Source organism: Zooshikella ganghwensis DSM 15267, from assembly GCF_000428585.1.
Taxonomy (GTDB): Bacteria; Pseudomonadota; Gammaproteobacteria; order Pseudomonadales; family Zooshikellaceae; genus Zooshikella; species Zooshikella ganghwensis.
Genome location: NZ_AUAF01000025.1, coordinates 1 through 26,369, shown reverse-complemented (window position 1 = coordinate 26,369; position 26,369 = coordinate 1). Strand labels below are relative to the sequence as shown.

Here is a 26,369-nt window from a genome sequence, read left to right as displayed (position 1 = left end):
TGTGCTTACCGTTGATTTGCAAATAGCATGTGACGAAACAGCACAACTACCCAGCCAAGAAGATATTGAGTGCTGGGTAGAAACCGTCTTAGTCAATGAGTCTGTTAATGATGCCGAGCTTAGTATTCGAGTTGTGAATACAGCCGAAAGTGCTGAGTTAAATGGCACCTATCGCCAAAAACACTATGCCACCAACGTGCTTTCCTTTCCTGCTGACTTACCCGAAGAGCTAGATCTACCTCTACTTGGCGACTTAGCCATTTGTGCAGATATTGTTGCCAGTGAAGCCGCTACTCAAGGAAAACCATTACAAGCCCACTGGGCCCACATGGTTATCCATGGTGTCTTGCATCTGCTTGGGTATGACCATATTAATGATGATGAAGCTACTTTGATGGAGTCGCTAGAAGTTCAACTGCTTAAACAGTTAGGCTTTAATGACCCATATGTGTGGACCATTGCTGACGAGTGTACCACTAGAGACCAACAACAATGAGTGATGATCGATCGAGTGTGAACGGAACAGCCTCTGCTAAAACATGGCTTGAGAAATTAACCCAAGCATTTTCGGGTGATCCCAAGAATCGAACAGAACTGCTAGACCAACTTCGTGAGGCTCAGTCTAATCAAGTGTTAGACCCTGAGTCATTGAGTATCATTGAAGGGGCAATGCAAGTTTCTGAAATGCAGGTTCGAGAAATTATGATTCCACGCGCTCAGATGGAATGCGTGGAGTTATCTCAACCACCCATAGAGTTTATTCCTCAAATCATTAAAACAGCCCATTCCCGCTACCCTGTGATTGGGGAAAACAAAGATGAAGTAATTGGTATTTTGCTTGCCAAAGATTTACTTTCTTTAGCACTTAAAGACCTCCAAGATACAAAAGATCAGTTTTGTCTTAAAGATATTCTCCGCCCAGCAACATTTGTTCCTGAAAGTAAACGTTTAATCGTCTTATTGAATGAATTTCGAACTAATCGCAATCATATGGCCATTGTGGTTGATGAATATGGTGGTGTCTCTGGTCTCGTGACTATCGAAGACGTACTTGAGCAAATAGTCGGCGATATTGAAGATGAGCACGATGTAGAAGAGGACTACTACATTAAACAGCTCAATGAGAATAATTTCATTGTAAAAGCTTTGACCCCTATTGAAGACTTTAACGAGCACTTTCAAAGTCAGTTCAGTGACAAAGACTATGACACCATTGGTGGTATAGTGATGCAAAACTTTGGACACTTACCCAAGCGAAGTGAATCTGTCACGATTGAAGGTTTTGAGTTCCAGGTGCTCAATGCAGATAACCGACGCATTCGCTTACTTCGAGTCACCCCCGTTTAAACATCATGACTAAAACCCCATGACCAAAAAACTTGTTGGCTGGCCAGGTCATTTCCTGGCCCTTAGCGTAGGAATCATCTGGGCATTTGGCTTTGCCCCCTTCAATATTTGGCCACTTACAGGCTTATCACTGCTGGGCTTCTTTTTTTCATTGCAGTCATTAACGCGTCGACAAGCACTATGGCGAGCCTTGTGGTATGGCATTGGTTTCTATGGCGTTGGAGTGTCATGGGTTTATGTGAGTATTCATCAATATGGCTCAGCTCCCATAGCGCTGGCAGTCTTCTTAACCAGCTTATTCGTTATTTTTCTATCATTCTTATTTTTTGCACCTTTGGGCTGGACCTATGTCTGGCTAACTCAGCGCTTTAAAGCTTCTACTCTAGGCTCACGACTTGTCTTGTTTGGTCTACTTTGGCTAGTGTTTGAGTGGCTAAAAACCTGGTTTCTGACAGGTTTTCCCTGGTTGTTACTAGGATACGCCTATATTGATACGCCCTTGGCCAACTGGAGTCCTGTCATTGGTAGCTTAGGCCTATCAGCTCTCGTCTTAGCAAGTTGGTTGGGTTTAACCTGGCTAACTATCCAACGTAAACAGTGGACCTCTAAGCTCTGGCAGTGTGTTCTTGCTTGTACAACGTTGCTATGGGTTGCAGGAGCACTGCTATCTAACCAGCAGTGGACTGACAATGCACAGACCAAAACACTCACAGTGAGTGCAGTTCAGGCTAATATTCCACAACAACTAAAGTGGAATAAAGAGTATGCACATACAACATTAGCCACTTATCGCTTGCTTAGTAAAGACCACTGGAAAAGTGATCTCATTATTTGGCCAGAAAATGCCATTCCACTCGTTTATCCACTGCAAGCAAAGTCATTTGTTGATATGTTCGCTGAGGAAGCCAACAAGTATCAAAACACGTTAATCACTGGTTTACCCTTCATGAATCAAAAAGTCATTGACGGGCAACCCTATCGCACTTTTTATAATGGCATCATTGCTGCTGGTAATGGCAGTGGCAGCTACCACAAACAAAAACTTGTACCCTTTGGCGAGTATGTTCCTTTAGAGGATTTATTACGTGGACTGATTAAGTTCTTTAACCTGCCAATGTCGTCATTTTCTTCTGGGGACAGTAATCAGCCTCACTTAATCGCTGATCAAACGAAAATAGCCGCTTTTATTTGTTACGAAATTGTTTATGGCGATTTTGTTGCCAAACAAGCCCAGCAATCAAACTTACTCATTACCATTAGTAATGACTCCTGGTTCGGCGCTTCGATTGGCCCACACCAGCATTTTCAAATGGCTCGTATGCGAGCATTGGAGACAGGACGTTACCTTATTCGTGCCACCAATGATGGTATAAGTGCGATTATTAATGATCAAGGTGATGTAATTACACAACTTCCTCAGTTTCAAGCTGACGTACTCACAGGTAAAGTACAAACCAAACAAGGGAACACGCCTTATATGATTTGGCAGTCTTACCCATTACTTCTGATGATTGGGTTTATTTTGGCGGTGTTTGGTTGGAATGCACGACAAAAGCAGTCCTTAGCTATGGAGCAGACATCTACACCTTAACCAATTTAAAAGTATTTCCAACGATACCAAAGCAAGCCCACAAACTCATGCAAAGCATAGGTCGCATTTGTAAATGACTTAGGAGTAGGTAGCCAGTGGTACCACATCACGCTTTTACTTCTACCAGAGATAAAACGGGTTGGAGCAGGTAAAACATTTAGCCCAGCCCTTTTAAAAGAGGCAACTGACCTTTTCATATGCCAAGCATGAGTCACCAATACAACAGTACGAACATCCTCTTTCGCAAGCATTTGCTGAGTATAAAGCGCATTTTCCCAGGTATTGCGACTTTTATCTTCTTGCCATCGTACCTCAACACCATAATTTTCTTGTAAAAAATCAGCCATAATCTTTGCTTCTGGAGGCTGATCGCTACCTAGTAATTTTCCTCCTGTAACCAAAATCGGTAAATTCAGCTGTTTATTTAAATAGGCTGCATACGTCATTCTTTCTAACTCAAAGGCACTTGGGATATCTTTTCCTCCAAACTCTTGCGCATTGCGATGCCTTCCAGCCCCCAGTATTACCATTGCCTCAGGTTTTTCCTCCCCTGAAGCGTATACGCTGTATCCCGACTCTAATAACGACATAAGATAAGATGAAACAACGGGAGTACATAATAAGTACAAGCTAATCAGTGATAACCAGATTATTATCATTGTCATATAACGCCACCAAAAACGCTGTATAAAAGCCCTAGAAATAAATGCTAAAACAATCAGAACAATATTAAATACGGGTGGTAATAAAAAATATTTAGCAAAGCTAATGATTAACATGCTTTCCTCTAAGTAGCGCAGCTTGCAGAATAAAACAGAATATATCCTTCACTATGGGTATAACCTATTACTAAATAGAGTGGATTTGCTTAATTTTGCAAAAATAAGAGCAATTTTCCCCAATACGAGGGTATCGCAAAAGGTCAGGAGCGGAGCAAAGACTAGGAAAAAATCAGTAGCAAAGCGGAGTTTATAGCTCATAAATGAGCATTTTGAGCTGATTTTTAACGCAGCATTTGCAAGCGCAGTAGTTTTGCGACAGCCTCATATATGAGTGTGGGGCATGAGGTCTTCATCGTGAGGAGAGCATGAAGTTTGACTCAAGCTAGCGTGAAGAAATATTTAAAAGCTTGCAGATCTCTGTGGCATCTTTACGTAAATAAGCTTTTAATAAATGATGTTGTTGACGTGTTAACCCTTGCAGCTCAACAGTTACGGTGGCTGCCGAGGGCTTTAGCTCATGCATTAATTCATGCCAAAGCTGTTGCTCAAAGCCTTTAACAGCCATTTGAATTTGTTGAAGCAATTGATCATAAAGAAATAAGGTTGGATGCTGCTGTTCCAACGCATCTATTTTGGACTTTTGTCCTTGTCCAGGTAAACGGTTCCTTGCTTGTTTTTTTTCCATTGGCATGACACCACTGCAAGCGAAGGCCTTACTAAATACCTTAAAATCTCGTGTTCAAACAGCATTGAAGGTTTTGGGTAAAGCCAGGATATTTTAATGAGGGTTCGTACAACCTACTCAATATAAGCGTAGACTATTCATTAAGACTACCCGTAACAAATGGAGTCATGTATCCTAAGCTGCTTAGACTTTATCACTATTAAACCCTGCGCTTTTTTTAGATTACTTTAGAAAAAGAGAGACAATGGAAGAACATTACCAACACCAGCAAATCGAGCGTGAAGCACAGCAACACTGGCAAGACAATCAATCCTTTGCCGTAAGTGAAACGCCTGACAAAGAAAAATTCTACTGTCTCTCAATGTTCCCCTACCCCAGTGGACGACTTCATATGGGGCACGTGAGAAACTACACCATTGGTGACGTTATCTCACGTTATCAGCGAATGCTGGGCAAAAATGTCTTACAACCTATGGGCTGGGATGCTTTTGGTTTACCCGCAGAGAATGCCGCAATCAAACATGGTGTTGCCCCCGCTAAGTGGACCTATGAAAATATCGGTTACATGCGGGAGCAGTTAAAAAGTCTAGGCTTTGCTTATGACTGGAACCGTGAAGTGACTACCTGTGATCCAGACTATTACCGCTGGGAACAATGGTTCTTCACCAAGCTTTACGAAAAAGGCTTGGTTTATAAAAAAATGGCGACTGTCAACTGGGATCCTGTTGATCAAACTGTTCTGGCTAATGAACAAGTGGTTGATGGGCGCGGCTGGCGTTCCGGTGCGCTGGTTGAACGTAAAGAAATCCCTCAATGGTTTATCAAAATTACAGCTTATGCTGATCAATTATTGGAAAGCTTAGAGCAGCTGGAACATTGGCCTGAGCAGGTCAAAACCATGCAGCGCAATTGGATTGGCCGCTCTGAGGGGATAGAGATGACCTTTTCCCTTGCGGAAACTATTCCCGGCGTTGAAGATTCATTTACCATTTATACCACTCGTCCTGATACCTTGATGGGTGTGACCTATGTCGGGGTTGCAGCAGAACATCCCATTGCCTTGGCCGCAGCAAAAAATAATCCTGCAGTTGCAGCCTTTATTGAAGAGTGCAAGCACAATGCCGTTGCTGAAGCAGAAATGGCCACCATGGAAAAGAAAGGTATGGCTACTGGCTTCCATGCAGTCCACCCTATTACCGGTGAGGAAGTTCCTGTTTGGATTGCAAACTTTGTACTCATGGAGTATGGCTCAGGTGCCGTCATGGCTGTTCCAGGGCATGATCAGCGTGACTGGGAGTTTGCTACAAAATATGGTCTACCCATAAAGCAAGTTATTGAAAGCCAGGAAGAAGGCATCAAAGCCGACATTTCACAAGAAGCCTTTACTGAATACGGTGTTTTAGTCAATTCTGGCACCTTTGATGGTTTAAACTCCAAAGAGGCTTTTGATGCCATTGCTGAACATCTTATTAACGCAGGCAAGGGCCAGCGAAAGGTTAACTATCGTTTGCGTGACTGGGGAGTGTCACGCCAGCGCTATTGGGGAACACCGATTCCCATGATTAACCTGGAAAATGGTGACACGATTGGCGCACCCGCTGAAGAGCTTCCTGTTACCTTGCCCACTGATGTCACCCTTGACGGCACTACATCTCCGTTAAAAACTGAATCATCATGGTCTGCTACAGTCAGTCCTTTAGATGGTACCCCAGCCAAACGAGAAACGGACACATTTGACACCTTTATGGAGTCATCTTGGTATTACGCGCGCTACTGTAGTGCAAATTACCAAGACGGTATGCTCAATCCTGAGCAGGCTAATTACTGGTTACCTGTTGATCAATATATTGGTGGTATTGAACATGCCGTCATGCATCTATTGTATTCCCGTTTTTTCCACAAACTGTTGCGTGATGAAGGCCTGGTTAATACTGATGAGCCTTTCAAACAGCTACTTTGCCAAGGCATGGTGTTAGCCGAAACCTATTATCGGGAAGACGACAAAGGCGGCAAAGTATGGATAGCACCAGGGGATGTCACCATTGAGCGTGATGAAAAAGGACAAATCGTTGCAGTATACCATAAAGAGGATGGTCAACCTGTTCACTATGCAGGCATGGGTAAAATGTCGAAGTCTAAAAATAATGGCGTCGACCCTCAAGGTACCATAGAGCAGTATGGTGCTGATACCGTTCGCCTGTTCACCATGTTTGCTGCGCCACCGGATCAAGACCTGGAATGGTCAACAAGTGGTGTTGAAGGTGCTCATCGCTTCTTGCGTCGTTTCTGGCGTCTAGCACAAGACCATAGCCAGCAAACGGAAATTCCAGCATTGGACATCAGTCAATTAAATGATGGACAAAAAGCGCTAAGAAGAATTACTCACAGTACCATCAAGCATGTTACAAATGATTTCGGCAACAGACTGACCTTTAATACAGCCATTGCCCGCGTGATGGAGCTGGTCAATGCGATGGGTAAATTTACTGATCGCTCACCTCAAGGCGTAGCTGTTATGCACGAAGCCTTAATAACCTGTATAAAACTGTTAGCGCCTATTACACCTCATATCTGTCATCATATTTGGCAACAGATGGGTAACTCAACTGAAATTATTGATGCCCCCTGGCCTGAATGTGACGAAGATGCACTGGTAGCAGACTCGGTATTGATCGTGGCTCAGGTAAATGGCAAGGTACGAGCCAAGCTGACAGTTCCTGCTGATGCCGATAAAGAAACCATTGAGTCCTTAGCGATGACGAATGAAAATGTACTAAAGTTCTTGACCGATAAAACCGTTCGAAAAGTCATCGTTGTTCCTAATAAACTGATCAATATTGTCGCCTCATAGAGGAGTAAGGTATGCGGTCATTATCAAAACGACTGTTTATGTCCCCTATCTTTAAGATGGCCACGCTATTTAGCGTGGTTATGCTGTTAACTGCTTGTGGATTCAAGCTCAGGGGTATGGTTGATGTTGCCAGCCATTTGCAACAACTCAGTGTGCAATCACCAGATAATTACGGGGTATTTAATCGTCGCTTAAACCGTACTTTAGAAAGTAATAACATAAAGATCATTGCCAGCGCACCCTATGTGTTGCGTATTACTGAAAACCTGGATGAGAATAAAATTGCGAGCTTTACTGGTAATGCTCGGGCAGCTCAGTATCGCTTAATCAAACAGGTTAAGTTCCAACTGGAAAATAGCGAAGGCTTACTGCTACTCGGACCATTTGACGCTATGTCTGAACGCGTTTACCTTTATTCATCCAGTAATAAGACAGCCTCTGATTCTGAAGAACGCTTAATTAGAGAAGAGTTAGAGCGCGATATTATTACCCAGATTACCCAGCGTTTGCAGGCTATGACTAATGAAAAAATTGACGTTGCTGAAGCCAATGCCCGCAAAAAGCAAGCTGAAGCAGAAAAAGCTAAACAGCTGGAAGCGCAAAAAAATGTAAAACCCATGCCAAAGCGAAATGCTATAAAGCTAGCACCACCTAATCTTTAATCATTTTTAGTCAAAAACCAAGGTAGTCTCCTGACTCAAGCTTAGCTAAAACCCGCGTCTACCTTGGTTTTTTTATGTGTATTTCATATTTACGGCTATTTTCTTATTCATATCAATAAACACTATTAATGCTCTAACCAGCCATATATTCGCAATAGAACTTACCTCTTAATGAAAATTCGCAACGACCAGCTTCAACAACACCTAGCTCAAAACACATTAGCTCCCATTTATATTGTCAGCGGTGATGAACCCCTTATTCAGCAGGAATGTTGCGATTTAATTCGACAAAAAGCCAGAGACAAAGGATTTAATGAGCGTATTTTGTTGCAGGTAGATGGTAGTTTTGATTGGGAAACGCTCCAAGAGCACACGAATAGCTTGTCATTATTTAGTGATAAAAAAGTCATTGAAGTACGCTGCCAAAACAATAAATTTAACGAGAAGGCTAGCAAAATACTTAAAGCCTGTGGAGAATCACCCATACTCGACAATGTGTTACTACTGATTACACCTAAGCTAGAAAGTGCTACACAACAAAGTAAATGGTTTAAAGCATTAGAAAAGTCTGGCATTTTTATTCCCATTTGGCCCATCGATGCTCAGCACTTACCTCGTTGGGTCAAGCAACGTATGCAGCAAGCAGGTTTAACTGCCACCACACAAGCAATACAGCTCCTCACAGAACGCGTTGAAGGCAACTTGCTGGCAGCTTCGCAAGAAATCGCAAAGCTAACACTTTATGCAGAAAACCAGCATGTCACCGAAGAAACCATTAACGCGTGTGTTGCGGATAGTGCTCGCTATTCAGTTTTCGACTTAATTGAGAATGCACTTGCAGGATCAATAAATCACTGTCTGCGCATTTTTAATGGATTAAAAGCAGAGGGCATTGAACCAGCGGTTATGCTATGGGCAATTACTCGCGAAGTCAGGACTTTACTACAGTTAATCCAATTACAACGCGAAGGTCACTCCCTTGAGCAAGCTATGCAAAACCAACGTATTTGGGAAAAACGAAAACCGCTTATTCGCCAAGCATTAAAGCGAAACTCTGAACAAAGCCTTGAACAAATATTAATGTCTGCCGGTCAGGTTGACGAAGCCATCAAAGGACTATCTGAAGATAATATATGGTCTTCGCTTCAGTTTTTACTATTAAAACTAGTTGGAGTCTCTGTTATTCAGGGTTTTCCTCAATAGTTTTTAGAAGAAGCCTTTATTAAGGCCTGTTAATAAAATATATTTTGCAGATTCAACAACACTTTGTTAAATAACGCTTAGCAATATCAAAAAAATCATTAACTTATACTTTATAGCCTTCGCGAATCATTTTTTTGGATTTGTTGTCGATATGAGAATATCCCGGCCAATTATTATTTCGCTATAGGTATATAAGAAAGCAGTTCCAGCTAATCTCGCCATCACATATTAAAAGCTTATTATTTCTCTAACAATTCATTACATATAGCTTTTATAAAAGGAATTACGATATGGAAATAATTCCAGAACCCTTTCGCATTAAAATGGTTGAACCTATTAGCTTGATTAGTTCTCAACAACGTCAAAGAGCACTAAAAAATGCTAGTTTATAACCTTTTTTTACTCGGTAGTGATGAAGTATTTATCGATTTATTAACCGACTCAGGCACAGGTGCTATGAGTCATAAGCAATGGGCTGGGTTAATGGTTGGTGATGAGTCTTATGCAGGAAGTCGAAGTTTTTTTCACCTCCAGAAGAAAGCACAAGACGTCTTTAATTATCACTACATATTGCCCACTCACCAAGGCAGAGGGGCAGAGCAAATCCTGTTTCCTGCACTTATTGAGTATCGCAACTGTCACAATCCAATTTTTATTTCGAATTATCATTTTGACACCACGGCTGCCCACGTAGAAATTTCTGGCGGAAAAGCAATTAATACTCCCACACCTTATGCATTTGATACAACTTCATCTTATGACTGGAAAGGTAACTTTGATTTAAACGCACTGGAAGCAACCATCAAGCAATATGGAGCCAACCGTATTACCGCTATTATTACAACTATTACATGTAATAGTACAGGTGGACAGCCTGTTTCTATGGATAACATGCGAGCAGTTTATCGCCTAGCCCAACATCATGATATTCCTGTGGTAATTGATGCTGCACGTTTTTGTGAAAATGCTTGGTTTATCAAGCAACGCGAAAGCGGATATCAAGATAAAACTATCACAGCTATTATAAAAGAAATGTTTCAGTATGGTGATATGCTCACTCTTTCTGCCAAAAAAGACAGTTTAGTTAATATTGGCGGCTTATGTTGTATCAGAGATAATGAAACACTTTTCCGTAATGTTCAGATTCGTTGTATTCCACAAGAAGGTTTTATTACCTACGGCGGACTGGCAGGTCGAGATATGGAAGCACTGGCTATCGGTTTGCATGAAGCAATGGATGAAAACTTTTTGAACTATCGCATCGCACAAGTGCAGTTCTTGGGTAATTTATTGCTTAAAGCAGGTATTCCAATACAGTATCCAACAGGGGGTCATGCTGTATTTGTTGATGCAAAAATATTATTACCCCATATTCCCAGTCAGCAATTTCCTGCTCAAGCACTTGCAAATGAACTGTATTTAGAAGGTGGTGTTAGAGGTACAGAAATTGGTTCTTTATTATTAGGCCGAGACCCACAAACTAATCAGCAGAAAATATCACCCTTTGAATTCTTACGCTTAGCAATCCCGCGACGTGTTTACACCAAAAGCCATATGGAATATGTTGCAGACTGTTTAGTTAAAGTAAAAGCACGAGCAAAAGAGATTAGAGGTTTAACTTTCAGTTACGAACCTCCCGTTTTACGTCACTTTACGGCACACTTTAAACCGTGTTTGTAGTATATAAGCCTGAATTCAATGGTCCAAAAGCGAGGGATTTGCAGCCCCTCACTTTGTAGGCAAGAATTACACAATTAAATCGCCTTTAGCTTGTTCATCTGCATGATAAGAAGACCTTACCAAAGCACCACTAGCAACTTTACTGAAACCTAATGACTTAGCGATATCCGCTAATTCAGCAAACTCATCAGGATGAACAAAACGATCTACAGGAAGATGGTGGCGGCTGGGCTGTAAATATTGACCAAGAGTAATCATTTCGATGTCATGTTCACGCATATCATGCATCAGTTCAATCACTTCTTCCTTAGTCTCTCCTAGCCCCAACATAATGCCAGATTTAGTAGGAATATGTGGCACCTGTTGTTTATAACGCTTTAATAGTTGTAGCGACCACGCATAGTCAGAGCCTGGACGAGACTTTTTATAAAGTGATGGTACAGTCTCCAGATTATGATTGAATATATCAGGTGGCTCAGCCCCCAAAATATCCAATGCCACATCCATACGCCCACGGAAGTCAGGTACCAGTACTTCAATTTCAGTTTTTGGACAGCGCTGACGAATCTCACGAATACAGTCAGCAAAATGCTGCGCTCCACCATCACGTAAATCATCACGGTCAACTGATGTAATAACCACATACTTTAAGCGTAAATCGGCGATCGCCACAGCTAGATTCTTCGGCTCATCCACATCAAGGGGGTTAGGCCGACCATGAGCAACATCACAGAATGGGCAGCGACGGGTACAAATATCTCCCATAATCATAAACGTGGCTGTACCACCACCAAAGCATTCCCCTAAGTTAGGGCAAGATGCTTCTTCACACACAGTATGTAGTGAGTGCTTTCGCAGTAACTTTTTAATACGCTCAACTTCAGGTGATGCCGACAACCTGACTCGAACCCAATCCGGCTTTCTCGGCATTGCTTCCTTCTCAGTAGGAATCACCTTTACTGGAATTCGAGCAACCTTTTCAGCACCACGCAGTTTCACACCCTGCACAGCACGTTGCGATTTAGGTTTGTTCACAGAGGCATCAGTCATCAGCTAATTCCAATCATTTTTTGTGATTACTTCTTGGTAATCCAGGTGTGTTGTGAGTTGCTGTTGCAACTGTTCTCCTACTTCCGCCACAGTTATTTCTGGTAACCATTGCGCAAGCTGAGTCATTGCCATACCTGCATAGCCACATGGATTAATTCGACTAAAGGGTTCTAAGTCCATCTTAACATTCAGGGCTAAACCATGATAAGAGCAACCTTTGCGAATTCTTAGCCCTAAAGAGGCAATTTTGGCCTCATCAACATAAACGCCAGGTGCATCTGGCTTTGCTACAGCATTAATGGAGTAACCTTTGAGCGTTTCAATAATTGCATTTTCCAATGCTGTCACTAAAGCCCTAACACCCAACTGTTTTCGTTTAACATTAATAAGCAGGTAGACAATCAGCTGACCTGGACCGTGATAAGTAACCTGCCCTCCCCGGTCAACACTGACAATGGGTATATCGCCAGGTGCAAGTATATGCTCAGCCTTACCAGCCTGACCTTGGGTAAAAACCTGAGGGTGTTCTAGTAACCAAATTTCATCGATATCATCTTGATGCCGTGCTGCAGTATAAGCCTGCATACGTTGCCAAGTCGCTAAATAGGGCTGCAATCCAAGATGCCGTACGATCAATGGTAAGGACATTACAGTACCATCGATACCCGACCACTGGCTTTAAGGTCTTCAAACAAGGCTTTTAACTGATCTTCTCCTGTCGCACGAATTGTGACATTGACAGACATGTACTTACCATTACGACTATCTTTCACAATCGCCTTACCATCGAAGTCCGGAGCATGCTTGAGAATCATTCGGCAAACAAAATCTTTGTAGTCAGGGGCGGCATCACCAATGACTTTGATAGGATAGTCACAGGGAAAAACGATTTTAGGTGGTTCTGGTGGTGTAGATTGAGGCATAACAACATTTAAGCTCGAATTAAACAGACCAATGGTAAATCAGCAGGAAGATTTATGTATGCGTAAATTATAAATGATTCTTCTCAAGGAAGAACCCTTAGATTAGCGAGTTTTTTCTGTACTCAGCTGCCAGCTGTAACTTGTATTGCTGATAACGTGCCGCAATATCGTGCCACACAGGACCGACGCTGCCATTACCAACGGGCTTACTATCCAGCATGGTCACTGGGCATATTTCTTTCGTAGAGCTAGTAATCCATACTTCATCAGCATTACGTAGCTCACTTTGTAACACCATTCGTTCTGACAGTTTATACTGAGTGTTAGCCTGCAGCAGCTCAATGACCAAATCACGAGTAATGCCACCTAATATAGGCATAGTTTTGGGTGGGGTTGCTATTTCATTGCCCTTCACAATGAATACATTGCTAGATGATCCTTCAGTTACCTGGTCCTGTTCATTAATTAAAATAGCTTCATCTGCACCAGCTTCTTCTGCACGTTGACGATGAAGCACATTAGGTAATAGTGCAATCGCTTTAATATCACATCGTTTCCAGCGTAAGTCCTCTGTGGTCATTGCAGTTATTCCTTGAATATCTGACAACGACTCATCTAGCCTCATTTTCAATGGGGAGGTCATGACCAGAACAGTTGGCACCAAGCCTTTTGGCCACAAATGGTTACGATTAGCAGCCACACCCCGCGTCACTTGTAAATAAATGGATTGATGTTCTCCAGCATTTTCAGCTAAAAGCTGATCAAAAACACCTCTCCATTGCTCATGTGTCAGGGGATTTTCAATACGGATACTTGATAAACTAAAATCAAGACGTGCTAGGTGCTGATCAATTCGGAAGGGTACCCGATAAAATGCAGGAATAACTTCATATGCGCCATCAGCAAACATAAAGCCACGATCCATGACAGAAACCATAGCATCTTGCTGGTTTATAAAACGTCCATTGAGATAAACCTGCGTCATTAGTTGGGTACACTCACCAAATTAAAGAAATAATTTATAGAAAAATAAGCGGATTTCATCCCAAATCACTTTGAAAAATCCCGCCTCATCCACAGCATCTAGCGCAACGATAGGCACTTGCTCTAGTACTTTATCATCCAACTTAACCTCTATACTGCCTAAAGTTTGCCCTTTGGCAACCGGTGCCTCCAATAGTGTATTAAGCTGAAAATTAGTTTTAACGCTGTCAGTCTTGCCTCTAGGAACAGTGATAATTAAATCCTCAGTAATACCTACAGATACTTTATCGGTTGTTCCTTTCCAAATCTCAGCTTGCTGTAGTGGAACGCCACCTTTTTTAATTGCGACATTTTCAAAGAAGCGAAAGCCATAGGTAAGTAGCTTTTGAGACTCACTTGCACGAGCTTTAGGGCTTTTAGTTCCCATAACTACTGCAATTAACCTACGACCATCTTTTTTAGCCGATGATACAAGACAGTAACCAGCCTCTTCTGTATGTCCAGTCTTTAAACCATCAACATCATCATCACGCCACAACAGAGAGTTTCTGTTAGCTTGGCGTCTTAATGGATTACCTGTTTTCTTATCAGTACCATATTGAAAGTATTTTTCTTTATACACGGCATAACGGTCAGGATGCTCATAAATAATCGCTTTTGCTAGCGTGGCTAAATCACGGGCTGTCGTGTAATGGTTTTCAGCCGGCCAACCTGTTGAATTAACAAAATGCGAATTACTCATGCCCAACTTTTGCGCTGTAGCATTCATCAAGCTAGCAAAAGACTCTTCACTGCCTGCAATATGTTCAGCTAAAGCAACACTTGCATCATTACCTGACACAATAATTATGCCTTTCAATAAGTCTCCAACAGATACCTTTGAGTTCACCTCAATAAACATAAGGGAACCTTTCATGCGCCAGGCTTTTTCACTGACCAATACTTGATCATCAAGCGAAATATTTCCTGCTCTTAGTTCATTGTCCGCAACATAGGCAGTCATCAACTTAGTCAGGCTTGCTGGAGGTAAACGTTTATCTACGTCTTGTTCAACAAGCACCTTACCGGTATCAGCATCAAACAATAAGTAACTTTTAGCCGCCAACTGTGGTGGGGAAGGAATAATGGTGGCAGCCTGTACAGAGCCAACCAATAGTATGAGAATCAACCCAATATAACGTGTCACAAAATTTTTTTTCATGGCAACTGTAGTGCTTTAGATTAAGTTAAGAGCTGTATATAAGCTCCATGCATCTGTAGAGAAATAATAACGTTAACGCAGGGCTCTACTCAAGAACCCTGCAGAAGGTTTGGCAAATCGCTACTTGTATTATAAATCAGTCAATATACAAAGCTTACTACTCTACCACCAAATGGGGTTTGCCTAAGCGGGCTTCATTTAGCTGTTGCTGTATTTTGTTAACTACTGTTGAGGATGGAAGTGGTCCAATACGCACTTTATGCAAAGGTCGCTGTGTATCTGTACCTTCAACGATTTTTACTGGCATACCCGTCAGCTGTTGTAATCGATGTCTTAGTTTAAAAGCAGACTGTTGGTCTTGTAATGCAGCAACCTGTAAAAAGAGCTTTTTAGAATGAGCCGAAGAAGCACCTGTAGTATGTGCTTTGCCAGGAGTATCTGCGTATCTGTCTGCCTGAGGCTTTGCTGCTTGATATGTACTTAGCAAGTGTGATGAACCTGTATCCTTTTTAACCGCTGTTTTCAGTAACGGCTTATTGGTAACAGAGGTTTGACTGGCCGTGTAAGTGCGAGGATCAATACCTTCCACGCGAACGGTCGCAGTACCTTGCTGTTGAAAGCCAAGTTTTAAAGCGGCAGCATACGACAGATCAATTTCACGGCCTTTGACAAATGGTCCACGGTCATTAACACGTACAATAGCTGATCGACCATTTTTGAGATTGGTTACCCGTACATAAGAAGGGATGGGCAGCGTCTTATGGGCTGCTGTCATGCTATACATGTTGTATGTTTCACCAATAGCAGTAGCTTTTCCATGAAACTTTGTGCCATACCATGAGGCAATACCTTGTGCTTGATAGCCCACAGCAGTCTTTAGTGGATAATACTTTTTACCTAATACTGTATAAGGTGAGTTTTTCACTGGGCCTTTATGTATTTGTGGTACTGCATCAGGTATTTGACTGGCATCAAAAGTACCATTAGGTGCGCCATCGTTAACATCTTTAAGAGGCATGGTACAACCACTTAACAATAAAAACGACACCAGAAAGTATTTAGCGAAGCGCGAAACAGAATAAGGGGAACACCCGCAAAATCCTGTTGCATATTTAGATATCAACACGTTAAATAAACCTATTTATCAATAAGTGTTAGCAAAAAACCCTTCAACAAGGATAGCCAACATTGGTTACCTTGTTAAAAAAGAGTATTGCTAAGCCTCTTTAGCTTTGGCCTTTGACTTAGGTTTTATTTTGGCTTTTATTTGGTTACTCAGTTGATGCACGGCCATAGCATAGAGCGTGCTGTGATTATAGCGGGTAATTACGTAGAAATTATTCAGGGTCAACCAGTATTCTTTGCCTTTAACACCTTGCAGCTCAACGCCTCTAGCCTTGGCCTCCCCAGATAAATTAGCATGCTGGTAACGCCAGCCTAGCTGTTGTAATTCCGATACAGTTGAAGCAGGTTTTAAGTCTTTACCTATGCCTTTCTCAAACTGTTTGCCTTTAACAGATACCGGGAATGCTACTGCTTCTCCTGGCTGCCAGCCATGACGACGAAAGTAGTTGGCCACACTGCCTATCGCATCAGTGGGATTATTCCAAAGGTTGATTTTTCCATCATTGTCAAAATCAACAGCATAATGACGAAAACTGCTAGGAATAAACTGGGGATAACCCATTGCCCCAGCATAGGATCCCTTCAGACTTAAAGGGTCTACTTTTTGCTCTTCAGTCATCAGTAAGTAATGCTTTAGTTCAGATTTAAAAAACTTAGCTCTGGGAGGATAATCAAACCCAAGTGTGGCTAACGCATCTAATACACGATAACTGCCTTTGTTTTTACCGTAGAACGTCTCAACACCAATAATCGCTAGAATAGTCTCTGCTGGCACACCATAGCGCTGCTCGGCGAGCTTAAATGCCTTCAGGTTATTTTGATAGAACGTGACAGCCGCTTTTACTCGTTGAGGTGTCAAAAAAATCTTTTGATACTCGCCCCATGTTTTAGTTTTTTCTGCAGGCCTGGAAATAGCATCGAGAATACTTTGCTGACGTTTAGCATTTGTTAAAAGCTTAGTCAGCTTTTCCTCAGGCATTTTATGCTCGCTTTTCATTTGCTGAATAAACGACTTTGCCTCAGGGTGGTTTGAATAATCACCTGCCCACACATTAGTGCTACCCATTGCTGCAAGGGTTATATTGAGCGCGATAAAACCATAATTCATGTGCTTACACGTTTTTACAAATTTGTAAGGCTTCTTTAGCATGCTTCACCCTACCTAACTGTTGGCTAGGAGCTTGTCTGATAGAAAAATAACAATTGCTTTTATGTGTGACCACAAGAGAAGGAAAATGACTTCATTCCCACAACATTTGATTTTGTTCACACGACTATATTAGGCAGTTTTCACACAAATACTTTCATAGCAACTTATAAAAAACAACGATTCATTTATCCGGCAATTATCGTCCAATCAAGTTGCGGTGTGTATACACTGACATCATTATACCAAAACCAGCCATCAACGTGACGATTGATGTTCCACCACGGCTGACCAAGGGTAATGGAACCCCTACCACAGGTAAAAGGCCACTCACCATACCAATATTGACAAAGATGTAGACAAAGAATGTTAAAATAATACTACCACTCAACAGTCGTCCAAAAATGGTTTGCGCCTGCACGGAAATAAACAGGCCACGCACAATGATGGCCAAATAAATAAGCAACAAACACATCACTCCCGTCAAACCAAATTCTTCTGCAAGCACAGCAATAATAAAGTCCGTGTGGCTTTCGGGTAAAAAGTCTAAGTGAGATTGAGTGCCCAACATCCAACCTTTTCCGTGAATACCTCCTGAGCCTATTGCTACTTTTGATTGGGTAATATTCCACCCTGCACCTAGCCGATCACTTTCAGGATCTAAAAAGGTCAATACCCGCTTTTTTTGGTATTCCCGCATCACAAAATGCCACATTGCCCAGCCAGAGGGGATTGCAAGTACAACGGCTGAGCCAATAAGCTGCCAGCTTAATCCTCCAAGAAACAGCACAAACACTCCAGAAGCCGCAATCAGTAACGAGGTACCTAAGTCAGGCTGCTTAGCAATCAAAGCAACTGGAATTGCGATTAAAGCTAACGCCACCATCACATGCCTGAGTTTTGGCGGTAGAGTTGAGCGACTAATGAACCACGCAATCACCATAGGCATCACCAGTTTCATAAGCTCAGATGGTTGAAAGCGTACAGAAGACATCCCTGGCACCGCTAGCCAGCGTTGTGCGCCCATGGCACCGACCCCAAACAGCAACACCCCCACAAGCAGCAAAATTCCCAATAGAAAAACAGGTAGCGACCAGCGAGCGTACATCCGTGGTGGAATCTGTCCAAACACAATCATCACGACAAAACCAATTCCCAAGTAAATGATTTGGCGCGTCATGATATCTACACTACGGCCGCTCGCACTGTAGAGTACAAATAAGCCACCGCTAGTTAACAGCAGTAGTAATAACAGCAGAACTGGATCAATATGTAAGCGCTGCCAGATAGAAGGCTCTTGCTTCAGCACATCCTTACTCGATGACATAAATGCTTTACCCTTGTCCTGCTGAAGGTGTTTTTTGTTCTTGCTTTTTAGCCTGCTCTACGGCTTGCTTTTGCAGGCGGGGAATTAAATAGGCGTCTAAGATTTTACGTGCAACAGGCGCTGCTGCCGAACTCCCCCCACCACCATTTTCAACAATCACTGCAATTGCAATTTGCGGATCATCTAGAGGCGCAAAACCAATAAATAAACCATGATCATGGTGTTTTTTAGCAAGCTTTGACGCATCATAGCGCTCGTTCTGTTTAATACCAACGACTTGTGCCGTGCCGGTTTTACCTGCCATCAAATAAGGAATATCTTTTCCAATCCGGTAGTGGGCTGTTCCTGAACGATCATGAACCACTTTGCGCATGGCTTCATAAACCTGTGTCCAATACTCTGGGTTATTGACTTCTATATCCTTCATTGGGTGAGTGGGCTTCAGTTCAATAGGACTTGTTGATGACTTAAGTAATCGTGGGTAAATCCATTTGCCCTTATTGGCAAGTACTGCGGTAGCAGCAGCCAACTGCAAGGGTGTTGCTTTCATAAACCCTTGACCTATACCTGTAATTACTGTTTCTCCAGGAAACCAAGGTAAATTACGTACGCCCATTTTCCACTCACGTGAAGGCATCAACCCAGGGCGCTGCTCTCCGACATCCAACGCAGTTCGAATACCTATACCAAAACGCTGTAAATAGTCATGCATTGTGTCTATGCCAAGCTTTAATGCTAAATCATAAAAATAGGTATCATTTGACACAACAACAGCTCTTTCCAGATTTACCCAACCATGCCCTCCCCGCTTCCAATTACGATACAGGCGCTTCTGGTTTGGAAGCCGATACCAGCCAGGATCAAACACCTGATTAGCAGGTGTCACACTCCCAGTATTTAAACCTGCAATTGCCAAAAACGGTTTGATCGTTGATGCTGGAGGATACTCACCAGAACTTGCTCGGTTATACAAGGGCCGGGCAGGATCATTGAGCAAGGCCGCATAAGCTTTAAAGCCGATACCTCTCACAAAGGGATTAGGATCATAGGAAGGTTCACTGACCATGGCTAAAATGCCACCCGTTTTAGGGTCAAGCGCGACAATAGCACCACTTTGGCCATCAAGTGCTTCTATAGAGATTTTTTGTAACTCTGTATCTAAATAAAGCGTCAAATTTGTGCCTGGAATTGGCTCTTTTTGATCAAGTACACGCAAAACTCTGCCACGCGCATTAACTTCTACTTCTCGATAGCCAACCTTGCCAAGCAGCTGCTCTTCATAAAAACGTTCTATACCAATTTTGCCAATGGTCGATACACCTTTGTATTTTTTTTCATCAAGTTTTTTTTGCTCTTGGTCATTAATATTCTGAACATACCCTATAGTGTGGGTGTATATATCGCCTTGCGGGTAATAGCGAATCAGATCAGCTTCTACTTCAACACCCGCCATAAGGTGTTCATTCACTGAAATGCGTGCAATTTCCTCTTCTGTTAAGCGAAACTTTAAGGGTACTGACTCAAAAGGCTTTCGGGGCTTATTACGCAGTCTCTTTTTAAACTGAGCAATTTCTTCTGGCTGAATTGGAATAATTTGATTTATATCTTTAAATGTTTTCTCTAGATCAGCAATACGTTCAGGAGTTAGTGTCAAGTTAAAGCTTGGCTTATTGTCTGCCAAAAGCAGTCCATTAGTGTCGTATATTAAACCACGTATTGGAGGAATGTATTGCAGATGGATTCGGTTTTCATCAGACTGCGTTGAATATTTCTCATGCTCCACGACTTGCAAATAAAAAAGCCGGGATATTAATATCCCGGTCAATATTACTAAAATAATGGATGCTTTTAGAATTCGACTATTAAAAATACGAATTTCTTTACTGTGATCTTTAAAAGTCACTGAATCAGTCATACAGTCATCCTGGGTTTTCCAACCTCCAGATTAACGATGATATGGGTGATTATTTAGAATGGTCCAAGCGCGATAAAGCTGTTCAGCTACCAACACTCTAACCAAAGGATGGGGCAGGGTTAACGGTGAAAGCGACCAACGCTGTTCAGCCGCTTGGCGACATTGAGAAGAGAGACCTTCAGGCCCCCCTATTAGCAAACTGATATTTCGCCCAGACAACTGCCAATCCCCTAACTGGTGTGCAAGCTGATGGGTATCCCACATCTTACCATTGACATCTAATGCAATAATTTTATCTCCTTTTCCAACAGCCGCTAACATAGCGTCTCCCTCTCGCTGAATTGCACGTTCAACATCAAGAGATTTGCTTCGTTTGGAAAGAGGAATTTCCCGGCACTCCAGAGACACTTCATTGGGAAGACGCTTGGCATATTCAGAATAGCCACTAACAACCCATGCAGGCATTTTAGTACCCACTGCAATGAGGCGAATTTTCATGACAAGCCTTTTGTTAAATCAAAAAAAGGCTACGCCTGTTGGTGCTCAAGATCAGATGATGATGTTTCCCACAACCGCTCCAAATCAAAAAACTGACGTGTTGAAGGCAACATGATGTGTGTGACAACATCTCCTAAATCCACCAGTACCCATTCAGCACCATCTTCACCTTCTATCCCCATAGGACGAACGCCATTGGCTTTGGCTTGTTCAATCACGTTATCAGCAAGGGATTTGACGTGGCGGTTGGAGGTTCCGGAGGCAATGATCATATGATCAGTGACGCTGGTGAGATTTTTTACATCAAGGCAAGTGATGTCGTTACCTTTCAGATCTTCAAGTGCAGATATAACTACCTGCTTAAGTTCATCTGATTGCATAAAGCCTTATTTAGTCCTCTCTTTTATCATATTAAATTACATTATACTGTCAGCCAGCCAAGACTGACAGTATAACTGCAGATTATTTTCGAATATGTCCGTTGCCAAAGACGATGTACTTTTGTGAAGTCAGCCCTTCAAGACCTACTGGTCCGCGGGCATGGATTTTATCCGTAGAAATGCCAATTTCAGCTCCCAACCCATATTCAAAACCATCCGCGAACCGAGTAGATGCATTTACCATCACAGAACTGGAGTCCACTTCAGCCAAAAATTGTCGAGAGCGCTGGTAATCTTCCGTGACAATTGCATCTGTATGATGTGAGCCAAAGGTATTGATATGCTCAATAGCCTCACTGACATCAGCCACAACTTTTATTGCTAAAATTGGCGCAAGATATTCTGTTGCCCAATCTTCATTAGTTGCAGGCTTTGCTTCAGAGATAATTGCTCGTGTTTTAATACAACCCCGAAGTTCAACACCATGTTCAGTGTATGCAGAAGCAAGTCTAGGCAAGATAGTAGAAGCCACAGACTCCGCAACCAACAATGTTTCCATCGCATTACACACACCATAACGATGTGTTTTTGCATTAACAGCAATAGCCAGAGCCTTCTCTAAGTCAGCACCATCATCAATATAGACATGGCAAATACCATCCAGGTGCTTTATTACTGGTATTGTTGCCTCTCGGCTAATACGTTCAATGAGTCCTTTCCCTCCCCGAGGCACGATAACATCCACATGCTCTGCCATCGTAATCAGGTGTCCAACGGCTGCTCTATCAGTGGTTGCAACTACTTGCACTGCATCAGCAGAAACACCTGACATACTCAAACCTTGCTGAATACACTTGGCTATTGCTTGATTAGAATGAATTGACTCAGAGCCACCCCGCAAAATCGTTGCATTGCCTGACTTCAAGCACAGTGCAGCAGCATCAATGGTTACATTAGGGCGAGACTCGTAGATAATTCCAATAACACCCAGTGGCACTCTCATCTTGCCTAACTGAATACCACTCGGTAAATAACGCATGTCATCAACAGCCCCTATTGGGTCATCTAATGCTGCAACATGAAGAATACCTTCTACCATACTATCAATTCGAGGCGGCGTTAGTGCCAACCTGTCTAAAAGCGCTGAATCCAAACCAATAGCGCTTCCTTGCTCAAGGTCCTGATGGTTAGCATCCATGATCATTTTTTGCTGATCATTAATAACACTAGCGATTGCATTTAATGCTGCATTTTTTTGTTCTGTTGTGGCTTGAGCCATTAACCGGGAAGCGCTTCGTGCACGCTTTCCTACATCTTGCATATAAGTTGCAACATCCATTGAGTTTTCCGCCATGAATAAAAGCTATGTAAGTATAAACTTAACCATCTACCAAGCATTTTTAGGAAAAGCTTTCTGATACAGCATATTAGCCGTTGCTTCTTTGCAAACTAAGGGTCCAATACAATGTATCCAATAACAGACAGCAAAAGTTGTACTGCAATCTTTTCCCCAAAGAGGGTATCGCACAAGCTCAGAAGTGAGACAAAGACTAGGCAAAAGTCAGTGAAAAAGCAGAGTTTATAGCTCATAAATGAGCATTTTGAGCTGACTTTATAACCCAGCTGCCAGTACAATAGTTTTGCGACAGCCTCCAAAATGGTTAATAACGAGCTATATCAATATGAGTTAAGTATGCAAAGCTAAATTACATCAAACTAGTCATCATCTTCAATTTCTTCACGGTACAAAGTACGCAACCTACCGTTTACAAACTGCAAAACTGCCTTTTCGTCATCTCGGGAAAAATAGTAATGCCATTCAAACACATCTTGATCTTTGAATTGGCCAACCTCACTGCTACCTGCTATTCGTTTGACTCTTCTACCGACACGTTTCTCCCTACTTGGAGGACCACAGCGATAACGAATATAAGGCATTACATCACCTACACTCACGACACTAGATAAATCCTTGCATAGTGCAGAGTCACTCGATTTACCTCCATAATCCTTGCTCTCAATTGATACCAGGTCATCATCTTCAAAACGTAAAACACGTACGAACTGATTACTACTTTGAGCATAAACGAAGTAAGTAACATCAATAAAGCGTGTTTCAGCCAAAACATCGCCTTGTTTTAAAATAAGCTCTACTTGAAAAGAATCTTGCTCTGTAGGTTGTCCACAGCGTTTTAGCACCTTACCAATCGAATCACCTTCTGAAATTAGGCGGTTACCACAGCGCAAGGCATAAGAAGGCACACTGACAGCCAGTAAAAGACTACAGGAAACTAACCACTTAAAGAAATGTCGCACGCTTTATATTCCCCCTAAAACGCTGAGTAAATGTCTGTGTATAACATCAGCACTACTATTAAATAACATAAACACATCACAGTTCATGTTGAGCTCGACGTAATTAACACTAGTATTGATAAGCACAGCCCGAACGAGTTCATTTTCATTGCTTGCTTACAAACTGTGCTTTAATACCCCACACTCATTAGAATGTGCTTTTTCAGTTGGAGCCTTAAATGACTTCCCCATCGCCATACAATACCCCAACCTCTCAAGTGTTACCTGAAACCAATGAGATACAGCCGATAAAACGCCCCAGTGGACATGGCATTGCATGGTGCACATCGGGTGTAAAGCTTTTTAGCCAACAATGGGGATTATTCATAGCGATTGGGTTTACCTTTGTATTCCTTTCAATTGTTTCGCAGTTTATACCTTTCATTGGCTGGATAATCTCCTCCTTACTTACCATCCTGTTATGGGCAGGTTTTATGTACTGCTGTGACAATTTAGAAAAACATGGACAGTTTTCATTTAACCAGTTTTTTGTCGGCTTTAACCAGCAAACCGGGCCATTACTCCTGCTTGCTGCAGTTTATCTTGTCGCCATAATGCTTATTTTTATGATTGCTGGGATGTTTCTCATTTTTACAGTCGGCATGGATTTTATTTTTGGGCTTCAGTCCAGCTCGGGTATGCCTGCTGTATCTGATGAGCGTTTACTCCTGCTGGGAGTAACCGCCTTACTCATTGTCATGGCACTGATGATACCGGTTTTAATGGCAATCTGGTTTGCGCCTACGTTAATCGTGCTTGACCAAAAACCATTTTGGGATGCAATAAAGCTCAGTTTTCTTGGCTGTCTTCGTAATATGCTGCCCTTCCTAGTTTATGGTTTGGTACTCTTAGTTATCGGTGTTGTAATTATGCTGCCCTTACTGGTCAGCTGGTATTGGCTGATTGCAGTCTTTTTTCTTTATATCTTATTCAACCCGATCATTTTCTGCACAATATATACCAGTTATAAAGATATTTTTGAACATCAATTCAGTGAAGGCGAGTCCTTAAAGTGATATCAAGCTTCTGGGTATCACATTAAAGCAGGCTAACCTAAACCTCATACAGAAAGATAAATTACTTTAAATGCATCTCACCCTTGAGGCTGTAAAGTAGTTTGCCTCGCCATGATACACTTTGGCTGCCGAGTAATCTGTTCTGCAGCCTTAGGCCCTCTCATTTCAAATGCAATACTCGCTCTCGCCTCACAATTAACCCAATACACATGAGCCGTGAGGTAATCATCTTGTAATTCCTCTAATGAAGGCTGATACCAGCTGGATAACCAATCTCGGTGGCTACCCCACAAAGCCAATAGCACGATTAATATAAAAGCCAATGTACATATCAGTGCTAAATACCAACATCTACCAGGCAATAAAAAAAACTGGCGTACATGGTGGTACGTTATGATCTTAGAAAAAGGTAAACTCAACTTGTTCATGAGTGCTGACTTAGAAATACATCAAGTGTGTTTGTCAGAACTCATCATAACGGTAGGCATACCCACAACTGAGCAAATATTATACAGTTTGTGATGCTGTATTACTCAAGTTGCGAGCTGAACGAAAAAGTGGGAAAGACATCAATTGTATAGATTGAAGTACGTATACCATCAACCCATAAAAACAAGCACGAAAGCTAAGTTATGTAACTGGGATCTCAGCCTTTCAAAGTCCTAGCCATCCTTGGCATGCACATCAACTCAATTAAGCTTTGTCATAGTTAGTAAGCTGATCCCTCCCCCATGCATTTTGATACTTATTACGAATAGTATCTAAAATTTCTTCATAGCTAGGTGCTGGCACCTCAGTGATTACCCCCCCACCTTGTATATACTCTTCAATGTGATTTTGGATTTCTACTCGCTGCTTTGCTTTTTCATTGGCAGAAGTTTCGCTTTTCATAGCTAGCCCCAATAGACAATATCTTAGTACACTCAAGTAAATTCTATTGATTATTGTTACAAGTAAGTCGAGGTTGTTGACCATTCAGTCGCTAATTATATTGTACTTTTCTCAACATACTTCAATGTATTAGCTAAGACGATTTTTTTATAATACGCAAGTCGTTGAAATAAGATATTAACGCGATGCTCGACTTTTATTAGTTTGAAATGACAACCCCTGACCCCAACCTTTGTTTTGCCGAAACAAATTCAAAGGGACAGGGGATGTCAGTAGAAGAGTTTATCATAGCAGTTTATTGCTGGGTTGATGATACCTTTAATGATTTACTTAAAGGCCAGCGATTACGTGAACGAGGGACTATGCCTTCCCTTTCTGATCCTGAAGTGATTGCAATGGAGCTCATCGGCGAGTTTTTTGGGCTAGATGAAGATACACATATCTGGCGGTATTTTCGCGAACATTGGCGAAATTATTTTCCAGGTATAGGCTCAAGAAGCCAATTTTCAAAGCAAGCAGCAAACTTATGGGCGGTAAAATAGCAGTTGCAAAAACGAGTCACTATGGCACTGGGAACAATCACTGACCCACTCCATATTGTCGATGCTTTTCCTTTACCCGTGAGCCACTTTAAACGGGCAAAAAGCTGTAGCCGTTTTAAAGGAGAGGCTGACTACGGTTATTGTGCTTCAAAAAGTGAAACTTATTATGGGTTTAAAGGGCACTTACTCATTGATTTTCATGGTGCAATTGCAGGGTTTACGTTAACACCCGCTAATGACAGTGAGCGAGAAGCCGTCTGGGAGTTAACGAAAT

At 42.0% G+C, this 26,369-nt stretch carries 25 protein-coding genes and 1 pseudogene; 9 read left to right on the top strand and 17 right to left on the bottom strand.

The window, feature by feature from the left end:
- Position 1 precedes the first annotated feature (1 nt).
- From ybeY to lnt, 3 genes are read left to right on the top strand one after another with little or no spacing between them, the layout of a single operon-like run.
- Positions 2–496: an rRNA maturation RNase YbeY gene (gene ybeY, locus F607_RS0108050; protein WP_420864429.1), complete on the top strand. Its 495-nt coding sequence runs from the start codon at positions 2–4 to the stop codon at positions 494–496.
- Positions 493–1,347 (top strand): HlyC/CorC family transporter, encoded by an 855-nt coding sequence (locus F607_RS0108045; protein WP_027707689.1) that lies wholly within the window; start codon positions 493–495, stop codon positions 1,345–1,347. Before ybeY ends, F607_RS0108045 begins: the two co-directional genes overlap by 4 nt.
- A 19-nt stretch (positions 1,348–1,366) precedes the next feature.
- Positions 1,367–2,938: an apolipoprotein N-acyltransferase gene (gene lnt, locus F607_RS0108040; RefSeq protein WP_027707688.1), complete on the top strand. Its 1,572-nt coding sequence runs from the start codon at positions 1,367–1,369 to the stop codon at positions 2,936–2,938.
- Between the two features lie 5 nt (positions 2,939–2,943).
- Here lnt and F607_RS0108035 read toward each other — a convergent pair whose 3' ends face one another.
- The gene (locus F607_RS0108035) at positions 2,944–3,717 is read right to left on the bottom strand and encodes a YdcF family protein (RefSeq protein ID WP_027707687.1); all 774 of its coding nucleotides are present in this window, start codon (positions 3,715–3,717) and stop codon (positions 2,944–2,946) included.
- Positions 3,718–4,042: 325 nt separating this feature from the next.
- Entirely contained in the window at positions 4,043–4,345 is a 303-nt protein-coding gene (locus F607_RS0108030; RefSeq protein ID WP_094786111.1) for a hypothetical protein, read from the bottom strand.
- A gap of 244 nt (positions 4,346–4,589) precedes the next feature.
- On the opposite strand from F607_RS0108030, the gene leuS reads away from it, so the two are divergent.
- The 4 genes from leuS to F607_RS28675 all read left to right on the top strand — a co-directional run bounded on the left by leuS (position 4,590) and on the right by F607_RS28675 (position 10,741).
- Complete coding sequence (leuS, locus tag F607_RS0108020; RefSeq protein ID WP_027707685.1) at positions 4,590–7,196, top strand: leucine--tRNA ligase; 2,607 nt, start codon at positions 4,590–4,592, stop codon at positions 7,194–7,196.
- A gap of 11 nt (positions 7,197–7,207) precedes the next feature.
- Entirely contained in the window at positions 7,208–7,858 is a 651-nt protein-coding gene (locus F607_RS0108015; RefSeq protein WP_027707684.1) for an LPS-assembly lipoprotein LptE, read from the top strand.
- Positions 7,859–8,029: 171 nt separating this feature from the next.
- Complete coding sequence (gene holA, locus F607_RS0108010; protein ID WP_027707683.1) at positions 8,030–9,061, top strand: DNA polymerase III subunit delta; 1,032 nt, start codon at positions 8,030–8,032, stop codon at positions 9,059–9,061.
- 378 nt (positions 9,062–9,439) lie between these two features.
- Entirely contained in the window at positions 9,440–10,741 is a 1,302-nt protein-coding gene (locus F607_RS28675; protein ID WP_211233610.1) for a tryptophanase, read from the top strand.
- A 66-nt stretch (positions 10,742–10,807) separates the two neighbouring features.
- Here the strand turns inward: F607_RS28675 and lipA are convergent, their stop codons facing one another.
- The 13 genes from lipA to F607_RS28655 all read right to left on the bottom strand — a co-directional run bounded on the left by lipA (position 10,808) and on the right by F607_RS28655 (position 23,607).
- On the bottom strand, positions 10,808–11,791 hold the full coding sequence (gene lipA / locus F607_RS0108000) for a lipoyl synthase (protein WP_051311115.1): 984 nt from the start codon (positions 11,789–11,791) through the stop codon (positions 10,808–10,810).
- Between the two features lie 3 nt (positions 11,792–11,794).
- On the bottom strand, positions 11,795–12,439 hold the full coding sequence (gene lipB / locus F607_RS0107995) for a lipoyl(octanoyl) transferase LipB (protein ID WP_027707681.1): 645 nt from the start codon (positions 12,437–12,439) through the stop codon (positions 11,795–11,797).
- Positions 12,439–12,714 carry an HP0495 family protein gene (locus F607_RS0107990; protein WP_027707680.1) on the bottom strand — a complete coding sequence of 92 codons (276 nt, stop codon included), beginning with the start codon at positions 12,712–12,714 and terminating at the stop codon, positions 12,439–12,441. The genes lipB and F607_RS0107990 overlap by 1 nt, the downstream gene beginning before the upstream one ends.
- 97 nt (positions 12,715–12,811) lie before the next feature.
- Positions 12,812–13,699, bottom strand: coding sequence for a D-amino acid aminotransferase (locus F607_RS0107985; protein ID WP_027707679.1), 888 nt, complete (start codon positions 13,697–13,699; stop codon positions 12,812–12,814).
- 21 nt (positions 13,700–13,720) lie between these two features.
- Positions 13,721–14,899: a D-alanyl-D-alanine carboxypeptidase family protein gene (locus F607_RS0107980; protein ID WP_027707678.1), complete on the bottom strand. Its 1,179-nt coding sequence runs from the start codon at positions 14,897–14,899 to the stop codon at positions 13,721–13,723.
- Between the two features lie 157 nt (positions 14,900–15,056).
- Positions 15,057–15,917 carry a septal ring lytic transglycosylase RlpA family protein gene (locus tag F607_RS28670; protein ID WP_051311114.1) on the bottom strand — a complete coding sequence of 287 codons (861 nt, stop codon included), beginning with the start codon at positions 15,915–15,917 and terminating at the stop codon, positions 15,057–15,059.
- Positions 15,918–16,115: 198 nt separating this feature from the next.
- A complete protein-coding gene (gene mltB, locus F607_RS28665) occupies positions 16,116–17,132 on the bottom strand; it encodes a lytic murein transglycosylase B (RefSeq protein WP_051311120.1) in 1,017 nt (338 codons plus the stop codon).
- 238 nt (positions 17,133–17,370) lie between these two features.
- Entirely contained in the window at positions 17,371–18,498 is a 1,128-nt protein-coding gene (gene rodA, locus F607_RS0107965) for a rod shape-determining protein RodA (RefSeq protein WP_027707677.1), read from the bottom strand.
- 7 nt (positions 18,499–18,505) lie between these two features.
- Complete coding sequence (gene mrdA, locus F607_RS28660) at positions 18,506–20,413, bottom strand: penicillin-binding protein 2 (protein WP_051311112.1); 1,908 nt, start codon at positions 20,411–20,413, stop codon at positions 18,506–18,508.
- Between the two features lie 30 nt (positions 20,414–20,443).
- The gene (rlmH, locus tag F607_RS0107955; RefSeq protein ID WP_027707676.1) at positions 20,444–20,911 is read right to left on the bottom strand and encodes a 23S rRNA (pseudouridine(1915)-N(3))-methyltransferase RlmH; all 468 of its coding nucleotides are present in this window, start codon (positions 20,909–20,911) and stop codon (positions 20,444–20,446) included.
- Between the two features lie 29 nt (positions 20,912–20,940).
- On the bottom strand, positions 20,941–21,291 hold the full coding sequence (gene rsfS, locus F607_RS0107950; protein ID WP_027707675.1) for a ribosome silencing factor: 351 nt from the start codon (positions 21,289–21,291) through the stop codon (positions 20,941–20,943).
- A gap of 82 nt (positions 21,292–21,373) precedes the next feature.
- Positions 21,374–22,630: a glutamate-5-semialdehyde dehydrogenase gene (locus tag F607_RS0107945; RefSeq protein WP_027707674.1), complete on the bottom strand. Its 1,257-nt coding sequence runs from the start codon at positions 22,628–22,630 to the stop codon at positions 21,374–21,376.
- Between the two features lie 377 nt (positions 22,631–23,007).
- Complete coding sequence (locus F607_RS28655; RefSeq protein WP_038290591.1) at positions 23,008–23,607, bottom strand: DUF2845 domain-containing protein; 600 nt, start codon at positions 23,605–23,607, stop codon at positions 23,008–23,010.
- A gap of 218 nt (positions 23,608–23,825) precedes the next feature.
- On the opposite strand from F607_RS28655, the gene F607_RS0107935 reads away from it, so the two are divergent.
- Positions 23,826–24,662, top strand: a complete 837-nt coding sequence (locus F607_RS0107935) for a BPSS1780 family membrane protein (RefSeq protein WP_027707673.1) — start codon at positions 23,826–23,828, stop codon at positions 24,660–24,662.
- Between the two features lie 77 nt (positions 24,663–24,739).
- Here F607_RS0107935 and F607_RS0107930 read toward each other — a convergent pair whose 3' ends face one another.
- A complete protein-coding gene (locus F607_RS0107930) occupies positions 24,740–25,090 on the bottom strand; it encodes an SET domain-containing protein (protein ID WP_027707672.1) in 351 nt (116 codons plus the stop codon).
- A gap of 265 nt (positions 25,091–25,355) precedes the next feature.
- Positions 25,356–25,553, bottom strand: coding sequence for a hypothetical protein (locus F607_RS0107925; RefSeq protein ID WP_027707671.1), 198 nt, complete (start codon positions 25,551–25,553; stop codon positions 25,356–25,358).
- Between the two features lie 266 nt (positions 25,554–25,819).
- Between F607_RS0107925 and F607_RS35995 the strand changes: the two are divergent.
- Positions 25,820–26,369 (top strand): annotated as a pseudogene (locus F607_RS35995) (IS982 family transposase); the annotation flags it as partial.

Bases quoted from the DNA above. Each gene is read 5' to 3' on its own strand.
- lipA (WP_051311115.1), bottom strand. From the start codon at position 11,791: ATGACTGATGCCTCTGTGAACAAACCTAAATCGCAACGTGCTGTGCAG.
- F607_RS0107925 (WP_027707671.1), bottom strand. From the start codon at position 25,553: ATGAAAAGCGAAACTTCTGCCAATGAAAAAGCAAAGCAGCGAGTAGAA.
- mltB (WP_051311120.1), bottom strand. From the start codon at position 17,132: ATGAATTATGGTTTTATCGCGCTCAATATAACCCTTGCAGCAATGGGT.
- F607_RS0107980 (WP_027707678.1), bottom strand. From the start codon at position 14,899: ATGAAAAAAAATTTTGTGACACGTTATATTGGGTTGATTCTCATACTA.
- F607_RS0108045 (WP_027707689.1), top strand. From the start codon at position 493: ATGAGTGATGATCGATCGAGTGTGAACGGAACAGCCTCTGCTAAAACA.
- rsfS (WP_027707675.1), bottom strand. From the start codon at position 21,291: ATGCAATCAGATGAACTTAAGCAGGTAGTTATATCTGCACTTGAAGAT.
- F607_RS28675 (WP_211233610.1), top strand. From the start codon at position 9,440: ATGCTAGTTTATAACCTTTTTTTACTCGGTAGTGATGAAGTATTTATC.
- leuS (WP_027707685.1), top strand. From the start codon at position 4,590: ATGGAAGAACATTACCAACACCAGCAAATCGAGCGTGAAGCACAGCAA.
- F607_RS0107935 (WP_027707673.1), top strand. From the start codon at position 23,826: ATGACTTCCCCATCGCCATACAATACCCCAACCTCTCAAGTGTTACCT.
- F607_RS0107990 (WP_027707680.1), bottom strand. From the start codon at position 12,714: ATGCCTCAATCTACACCACCAGAACCACCTAAAATCGTTTTTCCCTGT.
- F607_RS0107945 (WP_027707674.1), bottom strand. From the start codon at position 22,630: ATGGATGTTGCAACTTATATGCAAGATGTAGGAAAGCGTGCACGAAGC.
- F607_RS0108035 (WP_027707687.1), bottom strand. From the start codon at position 3,717: ATGTTAATCATTAGCTTTGCTAAATATTTTTTATTACCACCCGTATTT.
- F607_RS0108030 (WP_094786111.1), bottom strand. From the start codon at position 4,345: ATGGAAAAAAAACAAGCAAGGAACCGTTTACCTGGACAAGGACAAAAG.
- F607_RS28670 (WP_051311114.1), bottom strand. From the start codon at position 15,917: ATGCCTCTTAAAGATGTTAACGATGGCGCACCTAATGGTACTTTTGAT.
- mrdA (WP_051311112.1), bottom strand. From the start codon at position 20,413: ATGACTGATTCAGTGACTTTTAAAGATCACAGTAAAGAAATTCGTATT.
- holA (WP_027707683.1), top strand. From the start codon at position 8,030: ATGAAAATTCGCAACGACCAGCTTCAACAACACCTAGCTCAAAACACA.
- F607_RS0107985 (WP_027707679.1), bottom strand. From the start codon at position 13,699: ATGACGCAGGTTTATCTCAATGGACGTTTTATAAACCAGCAAGATGCT.
- lnt (WP_027707688.1), top strand. From the start codon at position 1,367: ATGACCAAAAAACTTGTTGGCTGGCCAGGTCATTTCCTGGCCCTTAGC.
- lipB (WP_027707681.1), bottom strand. From the start codon at position 12,439: ATGTCCTTACCATTGATCGTACGGCATCTTGGATTGCAGCCCTATTTA.
- F607_RS0108015 (WP_027707684.1), top strand. From the start codon at position 7,208: ATGCGGTCATTATCAAAACGACTGTTTATGTCCCCTATCTTTAAGATG.
- rlmH (WP_027707676.1), bottom strand. From the start codon at position 20,911: ATGAAAATTCGCCTCATTGCAGTGGGTACTAAAATGCCTGCATGGGTT.
- rodA (WP_027707677.1), bottom strand. From the start codon at position 18,498: ATGTCATCGAGTAAGGATGTGCTGAAGCAAGAGCCTTCTATCTGGCAG.
- F607_RS0107930 (WP_027707672.1), bottom strand. From the start codon at position 25,090: ATGAACAAGTTGAGTTTACCTTTTTCTAAGATCATAACGTACCACCAT.